We start from the raw sequence: 21,131 nt of genomic DNA, 5'->3' as shown, positions 1-21,131 counted from the left end.
GCAGAACCATTGACCTGTAGGTAACCAATCCACGAATATCAGAATGGCCAATGCCCGGAGCTAAGATTTAGACTCTTTCCAGATGCGTTCAATTTTTTCTAAGCTTGATTGTTTTTACTTGACAAAGAGCTTTACATATCAGTGGATTGAGAAAATAATAGGACAAGGCTAGGAGCTGCTGATAGAACTAGAGTTCGTCAAAGCTACTTAATGATGTCCTAACCTTTATTCAATCCACTATAATCTTCAACCTATTCCAGTTTAACATCCTTTATCTAAGTTCACAACCTTTTCCCTTGTATTCCTTTTGTTCTCTTATCATTCACTCATTTCATAATGGATAAAAAGCAAAAAAGCTGGATATCGTTTTGAACTGCTCCCTGTCAAGTGGACAACGAAATAATAAAAGATTATGCAACGGCCTTGTTCCTCACTTCAAGAGGAGCGAGGCCGTTGTGCTTCTCTTGATATTGTAAAAATAGATGTAGGCATCAATATCTGCGACTAATTCTTCAAAAGTCTGGTAAGTTTTAAAATCATAGCACTCTGTCTTAAAGAGACCAAAGAAGCTTTCTATCGGAGCGTTATCAATACACTTGCCGACACGGGACATAGAACGTGTTATCTGATATTGTGTGGTAACCATACGGTACTCTCTAGAAGTATATTGAGACCCTCGGTCACTATGAAGAAGAGGTCTGGCACCAGGATTGGCTTCCATAGCTTTAGCTAGTGTTGTCATAACAAGCGGATTGTCATTATGTTGGCTGATATGATAGGCTACGATTGAGCCATCGTAGAGATCCTTAATAGCACTTAAGTAGGCCTTACCGCCTAATCCGTAGGTCATAAAAGTGACATCTGTACACCATTTCTGATTAGGAGCAGTGGCAGTAAAATCGCGATTAAGGAGGTTGTCTTCGATATTCTTGTAACTGGTCTTTGTGCAGTAACCTCTTGATCGGCGAATGACAGATTGAAGTCCTAAGATTTGCATAAGACGACGAATGCGTTTCTTGTTGTAGTTAGTCCCTAGCAGACGATTGATGTTAATCGTCATCCGACGATAGCCAAAGATGCCATGATGCTCACGATGAAGGTCTTTAATGTGACTCATAAGTTCCCTATTAAGCTTCTCTGATGCAGTTTCCTTATGGTTTAACCACTTGTAATAGCCTGACCGAGACACCTTCAAAATCTGGCAAAGAGCACTGATAGAGAGCTCTTTTTCCTCGTCATGATAATCCTTAAGGGCTTGAAATTTCTCTAAGTGGCGCCCCAGTCTTACCTCCGGTTTCGACGTTTGATTTCTTCCAACTTTTTTAGCAGACCAACCTCCGCTTCTAGGTAACGAATTTTCTCCTCCTGTTGTTTTATCTTAAGTTGTAGTTCTTCCTCAGTAGTTAGGTTTGGTTTACTCTCAAGACCCTTACCACGGCGGTCTACTAAACCTTGACTACCTTGCTTTTCAAACTTCTTCACCCAAGAATAGACCTGCTGGTAGGAAACGCCATACTTTTCTATAGCTGCCTGATAATCCTTCTCATGAGCAATGGTAAAATTGACAATCTCAACACGCTCTTCAAAACTTGTCTTACGCCCCTGTCTCATACGAGTGCCTCCTTTACTAGTAGCTGTTAGTTCCTTACCACTAGTATACCTCTTTATCCAGCTCCTGAGAACATAGGTAGAAGAAATCCCATATTTTTGACAGGTAAGTCGCTGACTTCCCTGCCCGGAAAGGTAATCTTCCACAGCAGATTTCTTTAAGTCTGATGGGTACTTCTTCCAAGTCTGACTCTCCACAAGACCATCTACACCATCAGTCTGATAGCGCCAAATCCATCTTTCAAGAGTTTGGATGGTGATATCAAATCTCCTAGACAACTGACTTAGTGATTCCCCCTTCTCAAGGTGACACAAGACAGCCTCTAACTTCTCTTCTACACTCTTTGGACTTCTTTTGGACATATGAAAACCCCTCATAGTTTCTAGTGAAATGTTTTTGTTATTTCACTGTCCACTATAAGGGGAGTATATCATTTACCCAACTTTTCAGTATTTGTCTTTTTGTTCTGATAATGTGATTTTAGAACCCACCCATCATGCCTGGATCCATAGCTGGCGCTACTGGAGCAGCTGGTTCTGGTTTGTTAGCAACAACTGCCTCTGTTGTCAAGATAAGACTTGCCACTGATGAGGCATTTTGAAGAGCTGAACGAGTCACTTTAACAGGGTCAATGATTCCTGTTTCTACCATGTTAACCCACTCACCTGTCGCAGCGTTAAAGCCAATACCTGAGTCACTGTTTTTCAATTTATCAATGATAACAGAGCCTTCGTAACCAGCGTTATATGCAATCTGACGAACAGGCTCTTCAAGGGCACGAAGAACGATGTTTCTACCTGTCGCATCGTCACCTTCAAGATCAAGCGCTGCAACTTTTTCAATCACTTGAACAAGTGCTGTACCACCACCAGCAACGATTCCTTCTTCAACAGCTGCACGAGTTGCATTAAGAGCATCTTCAATACGCAATTTCATTTCTTTAAGGGCCGTTTCGGTTGGCGCACCGACTTTAATCACAGCGACACCACCAGCTAATTTCGCCAAGCGCTCTTGAAGTTTTTCACGGTCAAATTCTGACGTTGTCGTTTCTAATTGTGACTTGATGAGGTTGACACGGTTAGCAATAGCTTCTGCGCTACCAGCTCCTTCAACGATAACAGTGCTATCTTTGTCCACAGAAACTTTAGCCGCTTGACCAAGCGCAGCCATTGTCGCATCTTTCAATTCAAGACCAAGGTCTTCTGTAATCACTGTCGCACCTGTCAAAACAGCAATATCTTCGAGCATAGCTTTACGACGGTCACCAAATCCAGGAGCTTTAACAGCAACCACATTGAATGTTCCACGAATTTTGTTAAGAACAAGGGTTGGAAGGGCCTCACCATCCACATCATCAGCGATAATCAAAAGTGCGCGACTTGTTTTAAGAACTTCTTCTAAAAGTGGTAAGATTTCTTGAATATTTGAAATTTTCTTGTCTGTAATCAAGATAAATGGATTCTCAAGATCTGCCACCATTTTTTCATTGTCCGTTACCATGTATTGTGACAGGTAACCACGATCAAATTGCATCCCTTCAACCACTTCAAGTTCAGTTTCCATCCCACGTGATTCTTCGATAGTAATAACACCATCTTTACCCACGCGCTCCATAGCTTCTGAGATATACTCACCAACTTTTTCAGAACGTGATGATACCGCAGCAACTTGTGCAATGGCTTCACGATTTGAAACTGGCTGAGCGATCCTTTTCAATTCTTCAACAGCTGTCGCAACTGCTGTTTCAATCCCACGACGGATACCAATTGGATTGGCACCAGCTGTCACGTTTTTAAGACCTTCACGAACGATGGCTTGTGTGAGCACTGTCGCAGTCGTTGTCCCGTCACCTGCAATATCATTGGTTTTTGAAGCCACTTCTGAAACGAGTTTTGCCCCCATGTTTTCAAAATGGTCTTCTAATTCAATTTCTTTAGCAATGGTTACCCCATCGTTAGTGATAAGTGGCGAACCAAAGGCTTTTTCAAGCACCACATTACGTCCCTTAGGACCTAAGGTAACTTTTACTGTATCTGCTAAAATATCCACACCACGGAGCATTGCTTCACGTGCATCCGCTGAAAATTTAATCTCTTTTGCCATAATTAAGATATAGAGGGCGTTTACCGGACAATAGCAAAATAGGGAACTCAATGACGACGCTAGCGTCTAGTTAAAGTTCATCTTTTTACAGCCGTCCGTAGCCCGTATTCAGTTAAACTCATACCGGCTACCCTCTCTCCTTTCTATCCTTCCTTATATTATCTTTATTCCACAATCGCCACAATGTCAGATTCACGGATGATAAATACTTTGTCTTCACCATCCTTCACCTCAATACCAGCACCCGTTTCAACAAGCACTTTATCGCCAGCTTCAACACTTGGTGCTACTAAATCACCATTTAAGGTGCGAATACCTTCGCCAACCGCAACAACAGTAGCTGTTTTCGTTGCATCATGCGAAGCTCCTGCGAGGACAAAGCCACCAACTGTTTTTTCTTCTACTTCTTCAAATGTGACAACAACACGGTCACCTAATGGTTTCAAACTCATTGTTTTCCTCCTAATTTTGTTTTAGTATATGATAACCGTTTTCACTTTTTGTGATGCGAAAACGAAATTTTAGCACTCTTGTCATACAAGTGCTAACTTACTCTTACCATTCTATCACTTGATTAGAAATAGTCAAGAAAAAAACTCCGGATGCACGCCGTACGCATAAAGAAAATACATGTAATCACTTTTGAGATACATGTATTTTTACAATATATTTTCGGCTATTTTACATTTTTTCGTTATTATTTCTTTATCCCTGTTAGGATTATAACATCATTTTAGAGATAAAATGAGTTTACATGCTGAAGATCTAATTTCTGAAAACCATACTTGCTTTATGCATTTGCCCTGTCCTGGATGTCAATGACGCTCTAAGCATTAGATACAACATCTAGCACTCGGCAAGTCATCACAATCTAGGAGTTTTAACGACTGAATGCAACTTGAATCACATCTCTCAGTTCCCGTCTCTTAGCAATCCAGAGGGGACGGTCATCGTATTCAAAAGTGCGATTGGTTAGAAAAATCGCTGCACACTGCTCCTTACGATTGAGCATCACAAAAGGGCCCGTGTAACCGGTATGGTCAATCCAATCACCATCTAAATTCCAGCCGATGGAGCGTGTCTTATTGCTTAAGCTGATATTGGTCCAAAGGTTTTCAGCAAAATCGTCTTCTAAATAATGCTGGCAGAAACGTTTTAAATCACTTAGTGTTGAAAACAACCCTGCTGACCCAGCATGTCTTCCCAAAACCTTTGCCTTAGGATCATGAACTAAGCCATCTGTTACCCCTTTTACCGTTGGTACAGCACCTTTTACAGGGCCAAAATCAGTTTCAGTCATCTTCCAAGGGATAAAAATGTCTTTCTGAAACATCTCAGCTAATGGACAACCTAAAATTTCTTCTAGCATAAAACCTAGTAAGAGAAAATTGATGTCCGTATAATGAAAAGCCTTATGATCAGTCACCGTGATTTGATTAATAGCCTCTTTTAATTCATTTTCTGAAAGCCTATCACGATTTGGAATAAAAGGATTTATCCCTGTTGTATGGGTCAACAGCTGGCGCAGAGTAACCGACTTATCATGAAATTCAGGATAATACTTAACGAGAGAATCATCTAATCGAATCGCTCCACTATTTAACAAAAAAATACAAATAGTTGCCACACCAACAACCTTGGAAACACTGGCCAAATCATAAGCAAGACCAGGAAGGACGGGAGTCTCCCCGTCCTGCGTTCCTATGTAGTGCTCTCTCCAAACACCGTCACGATAAAGAGCAAGGCTAGCCCCATGATAGAGATTGGCAGCCATTTGTTGATCAATCTTACCTAAAATTGTTTTCATGACTTACTAAACCAAATTTCGATGTTACTAGTATCTCTTGTAACCAGTAATTTTTTATCATCGTAGGCAATAGCACACCCCAACGTTTCCAATTCCTCTTTAACGAGTGCTATTTCACTCTCCACAGGCAACGTAAACTCCAAATACTCCAAGTCCCACACATCATCTGGATTAACTTGAAGGTCCTCACCCTCAGACTCAACAAAACTTATTGCTAGCGACAGATTAAGTTTTCGATAAAAAGCTTGCGCAATACCAACATTTGGAACATTGAGAACAAGCTCTTCAATTGTAAAATCAGATAAGCCCAAAAAATCAGGCTGAGCTTTAAAATCAGTTTTTTCTATCGTAACAAGACTTGCTCTGTCGTTCTCAGCATGTATCAGGTAGGTGTACCCTTGAGGGGAAGTCACCTCAAAAGCGTAGCCATTTTCCCCCTTAAAAAGAGTATCAACAGTAATGTCACGTGCCAATAAGCATTCAATATCAGATGCTCTTGTTACTTTGATAATCGTCTTATGATGTTTTGTTTTACCATTGACAGCACGGGTACGGTAAGTTGGTGACTCTTCAATAATGAAAGTACGTTCAGAGTTTTCGTAAGCAGAAAAAATCGCAATAGCATTTTCTTCAGAAACCAATCTAAACCCTAGAGTTTCTTGGTAAAAAGAAATATTGGCGTCTTTGTCAAATACCCTTACAACAGGTGTTTTGAAAGTCGCTTTCGTTACTAATGTCATATCGTTCTCCAATCTTTTCTATTGTAAAATAAAGTTTAAATTTTAGCAAGAGAATTAAAAATTTAAGAATAATTTAAAAAATGAAAAAAGCTAGGACAAATGATATACTCCCCTTATAGTGGACAGTGAAAAAACAAAAATTCACTAGAAACTAAAAGGGGAGTTTTCGTATATCAAAAAGAATTCCAAAATCAGTAGAAGAAAAACTAGAGATTGTTAACTTGTATCTAGAAAAAGGGAAATCCATTTCAAGTTTAATAAGGGAATATGGCGTCAGTGATACTGCCATTAGAACTTGGGGTCGTAAATACCAACAGCTAGGTGTAGCAGGACTAAGAGAAAGTAGAAATTGGATAAGATACTCAAAAGAAGTCAAAGAACAAGCTGTACAAGATTATCTTAATGGAACAGGGTCAACGTATACTATTTGTGACAGGTATCAAATATCATCTAGAAGTGTTCTCGAAAAGTGGCTAAAACGGTATACTAGTGGTATAGAAATCAAAGCAACTAGTAAAGGAATAAATAAGTCGTATGAACCAAGGACGAAAAACCACTTTTGAAGAACGTGTGGAGATTATCAACTTCACCATTGCTCATGATAAGGACTATCAGGCAGCGATTGAGAAATATGGTATTTCCTACCAATAAGTTTATTCCTGGGTGAGAAAGTTTGAGAAGGACTCCTAGATCGCAGAGGTAAAGGGTTAGACAGTAAACCGAACCTTACCCCAGAAGAAGAGTTACAGCTCAAGCCCCTAATCAAAAATGGTGTACAGATGTGACTTTCTTACCGTATGGACGAGGTTGTAAAGCTTATTTAAGTGCTATTAAAGACCTTTATGATGGTTCTATCGTGGCTTACCATATCCAGTAAGCATAATGACAATCCTCTTGTCATGGAGAACCTAAGAAAGGCTATGGAAGCTAATCCAGATGCCACACCAATCATCCACAGCGATAGAGGAAGTCAATACACTTCACAGGAATACCGGATGGTAACGCCCCAATATCAGATGACACGCTCTATGTCACGAGTTGGTAAATGCATTGACAATGCGCCAATTGAGAGTTTCTTTGGTCACTTTAAGACGGAGTGTTATGACTTGAAGGCTTACAAGACATTTGAGGAATTAGTTTATGATATTGATGACTATATCTATTTTTACAATAACTAACGATTTCAAGAGAAGCACAACGGCCTTGCCCCTCTTGAATTGAGGGACAAGGCCGTTGCTTAATCTTTTATTATTTCATTGTCTACTTGACAGGGAGCAGTTCAAAATGCCTAAACTTTTTTCTATTCATGCCAAATAGTAACTTATCAAATCTTCTTATAGGTAAAGGTATTTGAAAAGTGCTACCGCAGCGATTGAAGCAAGGATTGGCGCACAAACACCTACCCAAGCGTACCACCATTTAGAATCTGCTTTGTTTTCACCAAGAATTGATTTTGGAAGAATAGCATGGACGATACGAGGACCAAGATCACGCGCTGGGTTAAGACCAGGACCAGTTGGACCACCAACCGCCGCTACAAGTGCCATAACAAGGAAACCTAGAGCAACATGGGCAACTGCTTGGCTACCATTTGTCATTTGAGCCACTTGTGCTTTTGCTGCATCAGCGATATCAGATTCTGACAATTTTTGTCCATAAGCTGCTGCTTGTGAGGTAAGCGTTTCTTTAATCAATGAACCTAGTTCAGCACCAAAGAAGTTTTTAGTCAAACCAAGCGCACCAAAAAAGAGAACAAATGACCCAAGGAACTCATTTAAAAAGCCATTGATTGTTGCTGCTTTACGGCTTTCTTTAGTACCGTTATCCAGAGCATTGATTGTTGAGAATGATCCTAAGATGTGATTTGGATTTTCCGTTTTCATGAAATATGGGCGGTAAACCATAACAATCATCAACTGACCAAACATCGCTCCTAAAAGTTGAGCAATGATGTAAGCTGGAACATGTTTCCAAGGGAAAAGTCCAGATACTGCAAGACCTAGTGTAAAGGCTGGATTAATGTGGTTACCAGATACGTTACCAAACATAAGCGCTGGCATCATAACTGCCAAACCATAACCAATAGCAATCAAGATCCAACCTGAGTTGTTTCCTTTTGTACCTTTAAGGTCAACGTTAGCAACTGTACCATTACCGATAATGATAAGGAGAGCAGTCGCTAAGAATTCAGTGATATATTTCACTGTCCATGTAACATCCATTTGTCTTAATTTCCTTTCAAAATACGAATTTTTTTAGACATTAACCATTCTATCAAGTATAATAAACAAAGTAAAGGTATATCTTCAAATAAAAACGTTTACTTTTTTATGATTGATAGACTCATCTTATTAAGATTAAAACTTCTACGTATGAAAGGATTTTTATGAAATACAATCAACTATCTTATTTTGCTGTTTCTGAAAACATAGCTGAGCAGGAACTTCGTTCGCTAGGCTTTAATGTCAACTCAAATAAGAGTTTCAAACTAAACTTTAAAACATTCCTCAACAAAATCTTGTCACTTCATTACCAAGATACAGACTACGCCCTGTCCATGTGGATTGCGGATACTGAAACAGACCTACTCTCTTTCTTCCAGTCTGACAAAGAAGTCACTGCCAATATTTTTAATACTGTTGCCTTGCAAGTTCTTGGCTTTATTCCAAATGTAGATTTCAAAGACACGACTGAATTTATCGAAAAGCTCCATTTCCCAATCATATTTGATTCTAGCCTAGGCAATCTTCATCAATTACTTGCTACACGTTGCCCATCTGGCAATACCTTAATTGACCGTTTAGTGACAGAAAATCTTATTCCAGTCACCAATGATTACGCCTTTTTCAATGGAAAATCTCTAGCAACGTTTGATACTAGCAACGTCATTCGTGAAGTCGTTTATGTGGAAACACCAGTTGATACAGATGGTGATGGTCAAACTGATATCATCAAAGTCAATATCATACGTCCTAAAACGACTCACAAAATCCCTGTTATCATGACTGCCTCTCCTTATCAGCAAGGAGTTAATGAACCCGCCTCTGATGCACTGACTCATAAAATGGAAGGCGAATTAACCGTCAAATCAGCGTCAGCTATTTCCCTAAGAGAAGAAAAAATCCAAACACTTGACAGTCAGAGTCAAGCTACTCTGGTGACAGAGACTGAAGAGAGCTTCACAAACCTACCTCGTCCTAGCTACACCCTCAATGACTACATGCTAGCGCGTGGTTTTGCCAATATCTACGTTTCAGGTATCGGTACCCTCAACTCCGATGGCTTTATGACAACAGGGGACTACCAGCAGGTAGAAGCCTACAAGAGCGTTATTGATTGGTTAAATGGCAGAGCTGTTGCCTTTACAAGTAAGACTAGAGAACGTCGTATTGAAGCCATTTGGGCGACTGGCAAAGTGGTCACCTCTGGGCTATCTTATCTTGGTACCATGTCAAATGCTTTAGCAACAACAGGCGTAGATGGCTTAGACGTCATCATCGCAGAAGCTGGTATTTCTTCTTGGTACGATTATTACCGTGAAAATGGTCTTATCGTTAGCCCTGGTGGCTACCCTGGTGAAGACCTTAATAGTTTAACAGAGCTTACCTATTCTCGTAATCTTTTAGCTGGAGACTATCTTCGCAACAATGCTACCTACCAAAAATTCTTGGAACAACAAGGGATAGATATTGATCGAGTTAACGGAGACTATAACCAATTTTGGCACAACCGTAACTACATCAAAAATGCTGATAAAGTAAAAGCCACTGTCGTCTTTACTCATGGTACTCAAGACTGGAATGTTAAACCAATCAATGTCTTTAATATGTTTAATGCTCTTCCAAACCATATTGATAAACACTTGTTCCTTCACCACGGCGCCCACGTCTACATAAACAACTGGCAATCTATTGATTTCCGTGAAAGCATGAACACACTTCTTTCTCAAAAGCTTTTGGGGCAAGAAAATAACCATAACCTCCCAGTAGTTATTTGGCAGGATAACCGTTCTGCTCAAACGTGGAAAACTCTTGAAACATTTGGTTCTCAAAACTACGAAACCTTTGACTTATCAAGTGAAGGCCACATCATTTCCAATCACTATAACGACGATAGCTTTACCAAGTATGGCAAGAATTTCAATAACTTCAAGGCTGATTTATTTACTAAAAAAGCCAACGCCATCACCATTGATATTCCTGTTGAAAAAGCGCTGCTGCTAAACGGGCGTGTCAAATTAACCTTGTCTGTCAAATCTTCAACCAATAAAGGTTTGCTCTCAGCTCAGCTATTGGAACAAGGAGAGAAAAAATACCTTCAAGATATACCATCCATTATTTCTCCAAAATCTCTTGATAACGGCCGTCTCTTTGAAAAAGAACACCTGGTTGAGCTCCCTCAGCGTGAAGCAGCCTATCGTGTGATTGCTAAAGGTCACCTCAACCTACAAAATCGTGACGGATTATTAACGATTAAAGAAGTCATACCAGACGACTGGATGCAAGTGACTTTGGAACTGCAACCAACCATCTACGCTTTAGAAGAAAATAGCACCCTTCGTCTTGTCCTTTATACCACTGACTTTGAACACACGATCCGTGATAATAGTGACTATGAATTGACGATTGATTGGAACAAGGCTCAACTAGCGCTTTCTGTGACTAAGTAACCAGATTTTCCTTTCTAAATAATAATCTAAATTCAAAAATTTCTTTTTGTTTCTTTCTTAAAAAATGCGGACGCTCCAAAGGTCTCGGAAGTCTATCAATGATATTATAGGATTTAAAATTCTAATTTTGATTGAATATAATTCACCACTGATACCAATAAGCTGATGACATTGCAAAAAAACAAACCAAGTGAGATAGCTCCAACATGTGATGGATTACCTATGACTGTTATCACCATCAAGATGTTGAGTTGGTAACAATTACTTTATTCGTTGTCAAATTAACTTTTTAAGCTGCATCATTTTTTCTTTAATGTGAAATAATTTAATGAAAACACCACGAGTTCCAGAACATTCCTCACGAAAAACAACATTAATCATTCCCAAAGCAGAAGAACTGCTCTTAGACTTACCACATGTAGCATGTCTCCTACAACTATCGCTCCCATGATAGTAAATACCGACAAAAACTTCATTTTTTCATGATAAACTCCTTAAGTTTCTTTATGATATCTATTATAAAAATGTTACATCAAATCCATTACCTATTTGTTGTAACATTTTTACATACTAGAGTCTCAGACTAAGTTCCACTTCGGAAACCAAAGTGGAACTCACTTTGGGAAATTACACGTGTTCATTTTTGGTTTGACATCGTTTTCAAAAAATGTTATACTACCTTTGAAAAAATATTTGGAGGAATGGAGCCATGATTAACTAAGCAACATGTTATTGGTAAGCCTTATCAAGATGTGTTTTTAGGTGTGCTCTTTTTCTATTTTCTCTAGCATTCTATCCTGTATTTTAGTTTCCCAATTTTAGCCAATGGTGGAGAGATTTTCTCCATTATTTTACTAAGGATTTCAAGATGCCCTAAGAGATTATTCGGCTAACACACTCTCAACTTGATAAGGTTGGGAGTTTTTGTCGTCTTCCCTGAATCGACGACTGGAAAGGAATAGCTCATGTCAACAACTACTACTCACCATACCATTCTTAATCAACAAAAAGAAAAACAAGCATCTCACAAACGTAACATTCACAATAATAAATCTCTACATGCTGCAATGAAGACTAAGAAAGCTGGTGGCTATCATAATCGTGGCAATCGTTAGTAGGAAGAGGTGACGCCTATTTTACATCTCCAAAATCTAACCATCACCCATCAAAAGGATCTATCTACTCTCCTTGATAACTTATCGCTTGTCGTCAATCCTGGGGACAAATTAGCCATTATCGGAGAGGAAGGGACTGGCAAGTCTACTTTGATGCAGGCTCTCTATCAGTCAGACCTCGTCTCAACCTACGCTTCCATCAACGGAAATGTCATCAACCACTTTCACTGCCCTGCTTATCTGCCACAGAGCCTGCCACAAGAAGAGCTTGAGCTTACCGTAACGGATTTCCTTTACCAAGACGCCGACTTTGACCGCCTTGATTTTAATCGCCTCTATCAATTAGCTGACGATCTTGATTTTCCTCTGGCTGATTGTGAGGAAAAAGGGCAGAGCGTAAAAAACTTATCTGGCGGAGAACGGTTAAAATTGCAACTGATTAAACTGCTCAGCTATGAACCAGACCTCATTCTTCTTGACGAACCCTCAAATGATTTGGACTTGGAAACTCTTCAATGGCTCGAGTCCTTTATCAGACGTAGCCAAGAAACCATTATCTTCATCTCACATGATGAGCAGTTCTTGGAGGCAACCGCGACAGCTATTTTGCAGTTGGAACTCGTGAAAAAACGGATCCAAGCTAAGGCAACTTATCAGCCAATGACCTATAAGGAATATCAGATATGGCGCAGGGAAACCTACGAGAAACAATTACAGCTTGCTAATAAGGAGAGGGAGGAACATGCTGACAGACTGGCTAGGATTCATCGCCTCCACCAGAGTGTTGAGCATCAATTAAGGAATACCAAAAACGATGTGGCTGGTCGGCTTCTGGCTAAAAAATTCAAAAATATCAAATCTCAAGAAAAACGCTATGACAAAGAAGCTGCAACCTTCACCGCCATTCCCGACAATGACGACATCATCAACATCTTCTTTTCAGACATCACACCGCTTCCTCCTCGTAAAGTTTTACTCAACTGGGAGAATGATGTTTTAGAGACAGGTCAAGTGATTGACCTCCGCATTTTGGGTCAAGATAAACTGGTCTTTACTGGGAAAAATGGGATTGGTAAAACACGTCTACTCAAGAAAATTCATACGCATTTGTCTGCGCGAGCTGATATCAAACTGGGCTACATGCCTCAGACCTACGAGGAGTGTATGGATAATCAGATGACTGCGCTAGCCTTTCTCAGCCAAACATCAATGGAGCAAGAGGTCCGTACCTTACTGGCTAGCCTCAAATTTACCAGAGAGGAAGTTTCACATCCGATAGGACAGCTTTCTGGCGGACAAAAAACCAAACTTTTCTTTACCAAAATGGTGCTAGAGAAAGCCAATGTTCTCCTTCTAGATGAGCCAACTAGAAATTTTTCACCAACTTCACAACCTGAAATCAGAAAGTTATTGCAAAACTTCCCCGGAGCCATCATTAGCGTGTCACACGACCGCAAATTCATTGAGGAAGTGGCTGAAATACGGTATGAATTAACATCAGAAAATCTTGTACGCTAAAAAGAGCAGGCCACTAGGCTTGCTCCTCTGTGTTTTCTTTGGCTAATTTTTCTCGTTCCAAACGAAGTTTGCGATTAGGATTGAGGAGGGTAAACAGCTCCTCTAATTTTTCCTTATTCCAAACATCAGCCGCTGAAACAAAGTTGCCATCTTTATCCTTAAAAGATATCGGTTTATCTCCCATGTTCGACCTCCTGTATCATTTATTGAAAATTTCATAATAATGACTATCGAATGTTCCAGCATTACAAGTATAGCCATTTGGAACAATCTTGAACAAGGTCATCCCAATGTGGGTCATGACTTTTCCTGAAGCAGGATTTTCCTTAGCATGATAAGCAATCAGTCGTTTTACATGAACATCATCGAATAAAAAACGACTAACTTCTTTAAGAGTTTCTGTCATTAACCCCTGATTCCACCATTTTTCACCTATTTCATAGGTAATTTCAGCCTCTGCACTTTCTTCGTTGATCTGAATGACAAAAACTCGGCCAATCGGTTCGTCTGTTGATTTCAAGGTTATGGCCCAATTATAACGATTAGGATGCTCATATAAATCCAACCACCAATCCGTAAATAGACCATTTTTTGTGATAAGATCGTCAACAATAGACATTTCCTCATAGCTGGTCCACTTCCACACATCTCTATTAGACCAACAATTCTGAAACATGGTTTCTGCATCATCAACATGAAATCTTCTCAAAATGAGACGTTCCGTTTCAAGTTGAACTGTACCTTTATGTTGCATAATCTAAAACTCCTATTTATAAAATCCAGTGATTTGCACTCTATGATTTCTTGACTTAGCTTAGATTTTACTATCTCATTCTTAGGGAAAGAGGCTTTGACAATTTATCCACAGACTATCAAGCTCCACCAGACTACCTCACTCTTTCGTTTCTAAATTTTGGCTTAAAAGGTCCAACGGAATTGCCTCGCTCTCTTATTTCTGAACTCGGGTTAACACAGTCCACCGGACTGTGTTAATCCACAAACTCGAATTCAAAGTTTCCGATACGGACGATATCACCGTCTTTGGCACCACGTTCACGGAGGGCTTCGTCAACTCCCATACCACGCAATTGGCGGGCAAATTTCATGATAGACTCGTCACGTTCCATATTGGTCATGACAAAGAGACGTTCTAATTTCTCACCGTAAAGCACCCAAGCGGCATCGTCATCACGTGTGATTTCAAATGGACGCTCGTCTGCATTGAAGCCATAGTAAACTTCATCGTCTTGCATGTCTTCTTCGGTGTAAAGCAGGAATTCATCTGTTTGATCAAGCAGCTCTGCTGTTGCTTCCAAGAGATTGTCCAAACCTTGATGCGCCAAACTTGAGATTGGGAAAATCATTGGCAACTCATCAAATTCATCATAGTTAGCTGCTAATTTTTCCTTAAAAATCTTCAAATTTTCTTCTGATTCTGGCATGTCCATTTTATTGGCAACGATAATCTGCGGACGCTCCATCAAGCGCAGGTTATAAGTTTCAAGCTCGGTATTGATTTGCACATAGTCATCATAAGGGTCACGTCCCTCACTAGCTGACATGTCAATGACGTGAAGAATAACACGCGTGCGCTCAATGTGGCGAAGGAACTGTGTCCCAAGGCCAACACCCTGAGAAGCCCCTTCAATCAATCCTGGAAGGTCTGCCATCGCAAAGCTCTCACCAGACTTCGTACGAACCATACCAAGGTTAGGCACAATCGTTGTAAAGTGATAGGCACCAATTTTGGGTTTAGCTGCCGATACCACGCTAAGAATAGTTGATTTACCAACTGATGGGAAACCAACTAAACCAACGTCTGCGAGGATTTTTAATTCTAATTCAAGCTGACGCTCTTCACCTGGCTCCCCATTTTCCGCAATTTCAGGTGCAGGATTACGAGGTGTCGCAAAACGGATATTCCCACGGCCACCACGACCACCACGCGCCACGATGAACTCTTGCCCATGCTCTACCAAGTCAGTTAAGACTTTACCTGTCTCCGCATCACGAACAGTTGTCCCTTGAGGAACTGAGACGATAAGGTCTTTAGCACCTTTTCCGTGCATCCCTTTGGTCATTCCTTTTTCACCATCTCGAGCCTTAAATTTACGATTGTAACGGAAATCCATAAGGGTGCGTAACCCCTCATCTACTTTAAAGATGACTGAGCCACCTTTTCCGCCATCACCACCCCATGGGCCACCATCTGGTACATACTTTTCACGACGAAAAGCCACCATGCCATCACCACCACGACCAGCCTTCACACTAATCTTAGCAGTATCCAAAAACATTGACATAACTTATGATACAGAGGGCGCCCAAATCCGATAGAAAAATAGGAAACCAACGATGAGTGCTTGCACAAGAGTTGGTTTATCTTTTTTCCGAGGATTTAGCCCGAGTTCAGATTAGCACAATACCTAACCGAAGTCCCCTCTTTCCTTTCTCTTTTTAACTAAATAGAATAGCTTCATTAAGACCTTAGTCCTTCACGACTATCCCTTTTTCTTTTTATTGATAAAAAGCAGAGCTCTTGCCCTGCCATTTCTCTAATGAATCTTACCTTACATCAAGATGTTAATGGCACTAAAGACCACTCCACCAAGTGTAACCAAAATCATAAAAATGACTACAATTTGCACTAAAATCTCAAAAGGTGTTTTTTTACGATTTCCATTATCACCAAAAGCCATGATTATTCCTCTTCTTTGCTTAATTCTTATCTATATTACCATGAAATGAGGGATTTCGCAAACAATAGTAAAGATTTTTCATTGAGAAATTTAGAAGAATATGCTATATTTAAAAGCGACTTTTAGAAAATAGGAGAGGGTTATGACATTACCTAATTTTGAAGAAAACTTAAAAAAATATGCTGATTTGCTTATCGTCAAAGGACTGGGTGTCAAAAAAGACCATACCGTCATTATGACTGTGGATGTAGAACAGTCACAATTCGCACGTCTTTTGGTGAAATCAGCTTACGCCCACGGAGCTGCTGAAGTTATTCTTGATTACTCTGATGATCAAATTACACGTGAAAAACTCCTCCACGCTGATGAAGATTGCGTGACAACTGTTGCAGATTACGTCGTTGCTAAATCAAATCACTTTTTAGAGAAAAAAGCCAGTCGCCTCTTCATTCGTTCTTCTGACCCAAATGTTTTTGCTGGCGTTGATCAAGATCGTTTGTCAAAAGCGCAGCAGGCACAGTCTCTTGCTCTTGCTGCACAACGAGAAGCTACCCAAGCTAATAAAGTGAGCTGGAATCTTGCTGCCGCTGCTGGTAAAGAATGGGCTGCCCTTGTCTTCCCTGACCTTGCTACTGAAGAAGAGCAAGTTGATGCGCTATGGGATACCATTTTCAAATTAAACCGTGTTTACGAAGAAGACCCAATCAAGGCCTGGGATGAACACCAAGCTAACTTGGTCGCAAAAGCCGAGCTTCTTAACAAATACCAGTTTGATGCTCTGCATTACACTGCACCAGGAACAGACTTGATACTCGGAATGCCTAAAAATCATGTTTGGGAAGCCGCAGGTTCTGTCAACGCCCAAGGTGATGAGTTCATTGCCAATATGCCAACAGAAGAAGTCTTCTCAGCTCCTGATTTCCGTCGTGCAGAAGGATATGTATCATCTACCAAACCACTCAGCTATGCTGGAACAATTATCGAAGGCATGAAATTCACCTTCAAAGATGGTCAAATCACAGAAGTAACCGCTGAAAAAGGCGAAGCTACTATCAAGAAATTGGTTGAAGAAAGTAAAGGTGCACGTGCTCTTGGAGAAGTTGCCCTCGTACCACACAAAACACCAATTTCACTATCAGGACTAACCTTCTTCAATACCCTATTTGACGAAAATGCTTCAAATCACTTGGCTATTGGTCAAGCTTACGCTTTCTCAATCAAAGGTGGTACTGAAATGAGTCAAGAAGAACTTGAAGCTGCTGGTCTTAATCGTTCAACTGCTCACGTTGACTTTATGATTGGATCAGAGCACATGGATGTAGACGGTATCACTGTTGATGGACAAGTTGTGCCAATCTTCCGTGGTGGAGAGTGGGCAGACTCATTCAAATAATCATTTGAAATCAAAAACGCTAGATCCTGCTGGCGTTTTTTTGATTTCAAAAAAAGACAAACCGAACAGGCTTGCCTTATGTTATGAATCTTATCTATCGAATCACTTCATTAGAGAATATTGTCATAGTCTTCACGTACTTCTCTTGGCCAGACACTTGATTGCACTTCTCCGATATGTTTTTTACGGAGCAAGAACATCACAAGTCGTGATTGTCCAATACCACCACCAATGGTTAATGGGAAAAGGCCGTTTAGAAGTGCTCTATGCCATTCTAGTTCAAGGCGATCTTCGTCTCCAGTGATTTTTACCTGACGTTTCAAGGCGTCTTCATCGACACGGATCCCCATTGAAGACAACTCAAAGGCTGTTCCAAGTTGATCATTCCACACTAAAATATCACCATTTAAACCTTTATAACCACGCTCTGAGTGACTTGTCCAGTCATCATAGTCAGGTGCACGGCCGTCATGAGGTTTACCATCTGGCAAGACGCCACCAATTCCAATCAAGAAGACTGAACCATATTCTTTACAAACTGCATTTTCACGCTCTTTTGGTGTTAAATCTGGGTAACGTTCTACCAATTCTTCCGTATGAATAAAGGTGATTTGCTTAGGCAAAATGGATTCAATGTCATATCGTGCTTCAACCGCAAGTTCAGTCAGACGAATTGCTTTATAAACTTTTTCAACTGTTTTCTTTAAATAAGCAATATTACGTTGTCCGTCAGGAATAACCTTTTCCCAGTCCCACTGATCCACATAAACAGAGTGAGTTGGGTCAAGTGAGTCCTCGTCTGGGCGCAAAGCCTTCATATGAACAAAAAGTCCTTCCCCCTCATTAAAGCCAAAACGTGCCAAAGTATGACGTTTCCATTTAGCAAGCGAGTGTACCACTTCAAAAGTGTGTTCAGGAATCAACTTTACCTTAACCGATACAGGATTTTCGACACCTGATAAATTATCCTGCATACCATCACCGACTTGACTCAAGATAGGCCCTTGAACTTCAACAATTTCAAGCTTATCTTTCAAATACTGAGTAAACGTATTTTTAACAAAAGAAATTTCTTCCTGCTGATGGATAAAACTTTTCTTCATCAGAACTCCTCGTTTCATTTCAATAATTGGAACTATTATACCGTCTTTTCTTATGAAAAAAAAGCCCTTATGAAGGCTTTTTATGATAAAATATTCTTTTTGATAAAGGAAATGGCTGATGCAGTTAGCCGACGAGGGCCACGAATATTAGTTACCCCTAATTCTTTTAGTAAATCTAGAGAGAGTTCAATATCAGATAGTTTTTTCAGCAACTGAATACTCATCAACTTTTCATCACCATCAGATATGTTATCTTTGAGGACCTCACAAATATAGCGCACCGCTTTTGTCGGAGCAGTAATATAAATTAGAACGATATCCCCTTTTTTAAGGGATTTTTTCTGATGCCAGTAAACCTGTGAGCTGACAGCGAAGTCTTTATCAATATCATAATTTTTCATATTGGCAGGAATAATCCAGTAATCTGTGCCATTAGGATTAGAAACTGTTTTAGGAGCAGCCAATTGACGGCTGTTGATTACTAATTCAAAGAGCTCCTGATCAGATACATTACCATCCAAAACCACCGTTACCCATGACTTCTTAGACATATGATAAGCTGGATAAATTGAAGTTTTCTCGATAAGGCTTGGAATATCATTGGGAGAAACCTTGATGTTAATGATTTCCACCACTTCTTTTAACCCCTCTTCTGACCATTCCTCTTCCCCTAACTGCAACTTAGATCGCTCCACAGTACCTACCAAACCGTACCATTTTTGATTATCTGGATGACGAAAAGCTGTAAAGCTAGGGAATTTGGCAAAAGGACTATCCGTCTGATCTCCAAAATTTTCGGTCAAATAAATAGCGAGACGATTGGTTTGTTCTTGAGAAAATGGCTGAGCTTCAAAACAAGTAGCCGCAATTCTTTCTAAAATCTCAAGATAACCCTCTCTAACTTGACCAACAAATGATCCTACTACACGCTCAACACGTAACGCTAAATATTCCTCATCAAGCTCCAAATCAATAACACAAGCAGAAAGATTCCCATCTTTTGAAATGCTAACTCTAGCTTCAAAACTATCCTCTAAGAAGCTCTCTGTATAACGGTAAATCTCTCCATCAAAAGAAAATCCATAAGAAATTAACTTATCAAAACACACTCGCTTTTTGGTAAATACCACATCTTCTAAAGCCATTACACTTTCTCCATAAATATAACAGAAGTCACGACTATAAAAGTTCGACTTCTGCATATTTCAATCAATCATCAGATCACCCTAACATTACTGTAAAAACGAAGAGGCTGGAATCATTTTCCCCAACCTCTTCACCCTTGTTTTGCCCCCTGCAGGAATCGAACCTGCAACTAATTCTTAGGAGGAATTTGTTATATCCATTTAACTAAGAGAGCTAGTAAAAAATCTGCCTAAGGCAGATTTTTATCCGTACGTTATTCGCAACCCTTCTAAGTTAGAGAGTTGAATTGAATAGAACCTATGAGTTGTGCAAAAAAGATCGTTTTTCCTCGAACGCCAACGTCCATTGTCAAAACTCCTATTTTGCTTTGCTCATTTAACGGTCTTTATATCTTAGAATTAACGACGGATTTCTTTAATACGAGCAGCCTTACCTTGAAGAGCACGCAAGTAGTAAAGTTTAGCACGACGGACTTTACCGTAACGTACCACTTCAATTTTATCAACACGTGGTGTGTGAATTGGGAACGTACGTTCTACACCGATACCACCTGAGATTTTACGAACAGTATACATTTCTGAGATCCCTTGACCTTTACGAGAGATGACAACACCTTCGAAGATCTGGATACGTTCGCGGTTACCTTCGACAACTTTCGCGTGAACGCGGACAGTGTCACCAGGGCGGAATGATGGGATGTCAGTACGAAGTTGACCTTCAGTCAAACTTTGGATTAATGGATTCATTTTTTATTCTCCTATCTTACTAATCTTAAGAGCAGTCTATCGTCCCAGCGGATTAGCCGTAATTTCTGTGTGTCCATTACACACTTTTATTATTTTAACAAAAAGAGCTCGAACTGGCAAGTTAAATGTTATTGGAAAATACAATCCCCGCGTTGTAAAATGAAGTGCAACAGAAAAGACATGTTCGTCTGATATACTAGAATTCCCCCAACTCAGTATAGAAAGCAGATGGACATGTCCATTAATCATTCTACCAAAAATCAATCTTATTCACACCTCTCAGCCTCTGAACGAGGAGAAATTAGTGCCTATCTCAAGATGGGTAAGAAAACCGCTGAGATTGCTCGCCTTCTAGGTCCTCATCGCTCTGCGATGATAAAATAAGTCAAAAAAGTATACGAAAACAAAGCCTAAACTCAAATAATTCTCCCTGTCATCATCCCCCAGATAAACCCTGAAAATTCACGAGCAATCGCTGTTTTA

16 protein-coding genes, 1 tRNA gene and 3 pseudogenes are annotated in these 21,131 nt (G+C 40.0%); 6 read left to right on the top strand and 14 right to left on the bottom strand.

Annotated elements, in window-relative coordinates; translation table 11 throughout:
• Window positions 1-410: 410 nt before the first annotated feature.
• The 5 genes and pseudogenes from GZ996_RS10050 to GZ996_RS10030 all read right to left on the bottom strand — a co-directional run bounded on the left by GZ996_RS10050 (window position 411) and on the right by GZ996_RS10030 (window position 6,259).
• Window positions 411-1,971, bottom strand: a pseudogene (locus GZ996_RS10050) (IS3 family transposase).
• Between the two features lie 118 nt (window positions 1,972-2,089).
• On the bottom strand, window positions 2,090-3,712 hold the full coding sequence (groL, locus tag GZ996_RS10045) for a chaperonin GroEL (RefSeq protein WP_162011983.1): 1,623 nt from the start codon (window positions 3,710-3,712) through the stop codon (window positions 2,090-2,092).
• A gap of 164 nt (window positions 3,713-3,876) precedes the next feature.
• Entirely contained in the window at window positions 3,877-4,164 is a 288-nt protein-coding gene (gene groES, locus GZ996_RS10040; protein ID WP_156805650.1) for a co-chaperone GroES, read from the bottom strand.
• A 428-nt stretch (window positions 4,165-4,592) separates the two neighbouring features.
• The gene (locus tag GZ996_RS10035) at window positions 4,593-5,519 is read right to left on the bottom strand and encodes a serine hydrolase domain-containing protein (RefSeq protein WP_162011982.1); all 927 of its coding nucleotides are present in this window, start codon (window positions 5,517-5,519) and stop codon (window positions 4,593-4,595) included.
• Complete coding sequence (locus GZ996_RS10030) at window positions 5,516-6,259, bottom strand: CppA N-terminal domain-containing protein (protein ID WP_156805648.1); 744 nt, start codon at window positions 6,257-6,259, stop codon at window positions 5,516-5,518. The genes GZ996_RS10035 and GZ996_RS10030 overlap by 4 nt, the downstream gene beginning before the upstream one ends.
• 170 nt (window positions 6,260-6,429) lie before the next feature.
• Between GZ996_RS10030 and GZ996_RS10025 the strand changes: the two are divergent.
• Window positions 6,430-7,500: pseudogene (locus GZ996_RS10025) on the top strand (IS3 family transposase).
• Window positions 7,501-7,593: 93 nt separating this feature from the next.
• On the opposite strand, the gene gla reads toward GZ996_RS10025, so the two are convergent.
• On the bottom strand, window positions 7,594-8,481 hold the full coding sequence (gene gla, locus GZ996_RS10020; protein WP_156805647.1) for an aquaglyceroporin Gla: 888 nt from the start codon (window positions 8,479-8,481) through the stop codon (window positions 7,594-7,596).
• Window positions 8,482-8,645: 164 nt separating this feature from the next.
• Here gla and GZ996_RS10015 point away from each other — a divergent pair, with 164 nt between their 5' ends.
• From GZ996_RS10015 to GZ996_RS10005, 3 genes are all read left to right on the top strand, one after another.
• Window positions 8,646-10,928, top strand: coding sequence for a Xaa-Pro dipeptidyl-peptidase (locus GZ996_RS10015; RefSeq protein WP_162011981.1), 2,283 nt, complete (start codon window positions 8,646-8,648; stop codon window positions 10,926-10,928).
• 965 nt (window positions 10,929-11,893) lie between these two features.
• Window positions 11,894-12,043 carry a hypothetical protein gene (locus tag GZ996_RS10010; protein ID WP_161979696.1) on the top strand — a complete coding sequence of 50 codons (150 nt, stop codon included), beginning with the start codon at window positions 11,894-11,896 and terminating at the stop codon, window positions 12,041-12,043.
• Between the two features lie 18 nt (window positions 12,044-12,061).
• Window positions 12,062-13,561: an ATP-binding cassette domain-containing protein gene (locus GZ996_RS10005; RefSeq protein WP_162011984.1), complete on the top strand. Its 1,500-nt coding sequence runs from the start codon at window positions 12,062-12,064 to the stop codon at window positions 13,559-13,561.
• 13 nt (window positions 13,562-13,574) lie between these two features.
• Here GZ996_RS10005 and GZ996_RS11750 read toward each other — a convergent pair whose 3' ends face one another.
• The 4 genes from GZ996_RS11750 to GZ996_RS09990 all read right to left on the bottom strand — a co-directional run bounded on the left by GZ996_RS11750 (window position 13,575) and on the right by GZ996_RS09990 (window position 16,260).
• Window positions 13,575-13,745: a hypothetical protein gene (locus GZ996_RS11750; RefSeq protein WP_121835767.1), complete on the bottom strand. Its 171-nt coding sequence runs from the start codon at window positions 13,743-13,745 to the stop codon at window positions 13,575-13,577.
• A gap of 15 nt (window positions 13,746-13,760) precedes the next feature.
• On the bottom strand, window positions 13,761-14,315 hold the full coding sequence (locus GZ996_RS10000; protein WP_162011980.1) for a GNAT family N-acetyltransferase: 555 nt from the start codon (window positions 14,313-14,315) through the stop codon (window positions 13,761-13,763).
• A 235-nt stretch (window positions 14,316-14,550) separates the two neighbouring features.
• Window positions 14,551-15,864 carry a GTPase ObgE gene (obgE, locus tag GZ996_RS09995; protein ID WP_156805643.1) on the bottom strand — a complete coding sequence of 438 codons (1,314 nt, stop codon included), beginning with the start codon at window positions 15,862-15,864 and terminating at the stop codon, window positions 14,551-14,553.
• A gap of 267 nt (window positions 15,865-16,131) precedes the next feature.
• A complete protein-coding gene (locus GZ996_RS09990; RefSeq protein WP_156805642.1) occupies window positions 16,132-16,260 on the bottom strand; it encodes a DUF4044 domain-containing protein in 129 nt (42 codons plus the stop codon).
• Between the two features lie 142 nt (window positions 16,261-16,402).
• Between GZ996_RS09990 and GZ996_RS09985 the strand changes: the two genes are divergently transcribed.
• Window positions 16,403-17,653 carry an aminopeptidase gene (locus GZ996_RS09985; RefSeq protein WP_156805641.1) on the top strand — a complete coding sequence of 417 codons (1,251 nt, stop codon included), beginning with the start codon at window positions 16,403-16,405 and terminating at the stop codon, window positions 17,651-17,653.
• A 110-nt stretch (window positions 17,654-17,763) separates the two neighbouring features.
• Here the strand turns inward: GZ996_RS09985 and asnA are convergent, their stop codons facing one another.
• The 4 genes from asnA to rplS form a co-directional block, all read right to left on the bottom strand.
• Complete coding sequence (gene asnA / locus GZ996_RS09980) at window positions 17,764-18,756, bottom strand: aspartate--ammonia ligase (RefSeq protein ID WP_156805640.1); 993 nt, start codon at window positions 18,754-18,756, stop codon at window positions 17,764-17,766.
• Window positions 18,757-18,836: 80 nt separating this feature from the next.
• Window positions 18,837-19,901, bottom strand: coding sequence for an MmcQ/YjbR family DNA-binding protein (locus GZ996_RS09975; protein WP_162011979.1), 1,065 nt, complete (start codon window positions 19,899-19,901; stop codon window positions 18,837-18,839).
• 143 nt (window positions 19,902-20,044) lie between these two features.
• Window positions 20,045-20,116 (bottom strand) — tRNA-Arg (locus tag GZ996_RS09970).
• 184 nt (window positions 20,117-20,300) lie between these two features.
• Complete coding sequence (rplS, locus tag GZ996_RS09965) at window positions 20,301-20,648, bottom strand: 50S ribosomal protein L19 (protein WP_027971744.1); 348 nt, start codon at window positions 20,646-20,648, stop codon at window positions 20,301-20,303.
• Between the two features lie 234 nt (window positions 20,649-20,882).
• Here rplS and GZ996_RS09960 point away from each other — a divergent pair.
• Window positions 20,883-21,023: pseudogene (locus GZ996_RS09960) on the top strand (helix-turn-helix domain-containing protein); the annotation flags it as partial.
• Window positions 21,024-21,131: the final 108 nt, after the last annotated feature.

The sequence above is a fragment of the Streptococcus sp. S784/96/1 genome (assembly GCF_902729355.1).
GTDB classification, from domain to species: Bacteria; Bacillota; Bacilli; order Lactobacillales; family Streptococcaceae; genus Streptococcus; species Streptococcus caledonicus.
This window is presented reverse-complemented; position numbering and strand designations above follow the sequence as displayed.

Excerpts from the sequence above, each read along its gene's own strand:
- groL (WP_162011983.1), bottom strand. The coding sequence starts at position 3,712 with ATGGCAAAAGAGATTAAATTTTCAGCGGATGCACGTGAAGCAATGCTC.
- GZ996_RS10035 (WP_162011982.1), bottom strand. The coding sequence starts at position 5,519 with ATGAAAACAATTTTAGGTAAGATTGATCAACAAATGGCTGCCAATCTC.
- gla (WP_156805647.1), bottom strand. The coding sequence starts at position 8,481 with ATGGATGTTACATGGACAGTGAAATATATCACTGAATTCTTAGCGACT.
- GZ996_RS10030 (WP_156805648.1), bottom strand. The coding sequence starts at position 6,259 with ATGACATTAGTAACGAAAGCGACTTTCAAAACACCTGTTGTAAGGGTA.
- GZ996_RS09985 (WP_156805641.1), top strand. The coding sequence starts at position 16,403 with ATGACATTACCTAATTTTGAAGAAAACTTAAAAAAATATGCTGATTTG.
- groES (WP_156805650.1), bottom strand. The coding sequence starts at position 4,164 with ATGAGTTTGAAACCATTAGGTGACCGTGTTGTTGTCACATTTGAAGAA.
- GZ996_RS09975 (WP_162011979.1), bottom strand. The coding sequence starts at position 19,901 with ATGGCTTTAGAAGATGTGGTATTTACCAAAAAGCGAGTGTGTTTTGAT.
- asnA (WP_156805640.1), bottom strand. The coding sequence starts at position 18,756 with ATGAAGAAAAGTTTTATCCATCAGCAGGAAGAAATTTCTTTTGTTAAA.
- rplS (WP_027971744.1), bottom strand. The coding sequence starts at position 20,648 with ATGAATCCATTAATCCAAAGTTTGACTGAAGGTCAACTTCGTACTGAC.
- GZ996_RS09990 (WP_156805642.1), bottom strand. The coding sequence starts at position 16,260 with ATGGCTTTTGGTGATAATGGAAATCGTAAAAAAACACCTTTTGAGATT.
- GZ996_RS10010 (WP_161979696.1), top strand. The coding sequence starts at position 11,894 with ATGTCAACAACTACTACTCACCATACCATTCTTAATCAACAAAAAGAA.
- GZ996_RS10000 (WP_162011980.1), bottom strand. The coding sequence starts at position 14,315 with ATGCAACATAAAGGTACAGTTCAACTTGAAACGGAACGTCTCATTTTG.
- GZ996_RS10015 (WP_162011981.1), top strand. The coding sequence starts at position 8,646 with ATGAAATACAATCAACTATCTTATTTTGCTGTTTCTGAAAACATAGCT.
- GZ996_RS11750 (WP_121835767.1), bottom strand. The coding sequence starts at position 13,745 with ATGGGAGATAAACCGATATCTTTTAAGGATAAAGATGGCAACTTTGTT.
- obgE (WP_156805643.1), bottom strand. The coding sequence starts at position 15,864 with ATGTCAATGTTTTTGGATACTGCTAAGATTAGTGTGAAGGCTGGTCGT.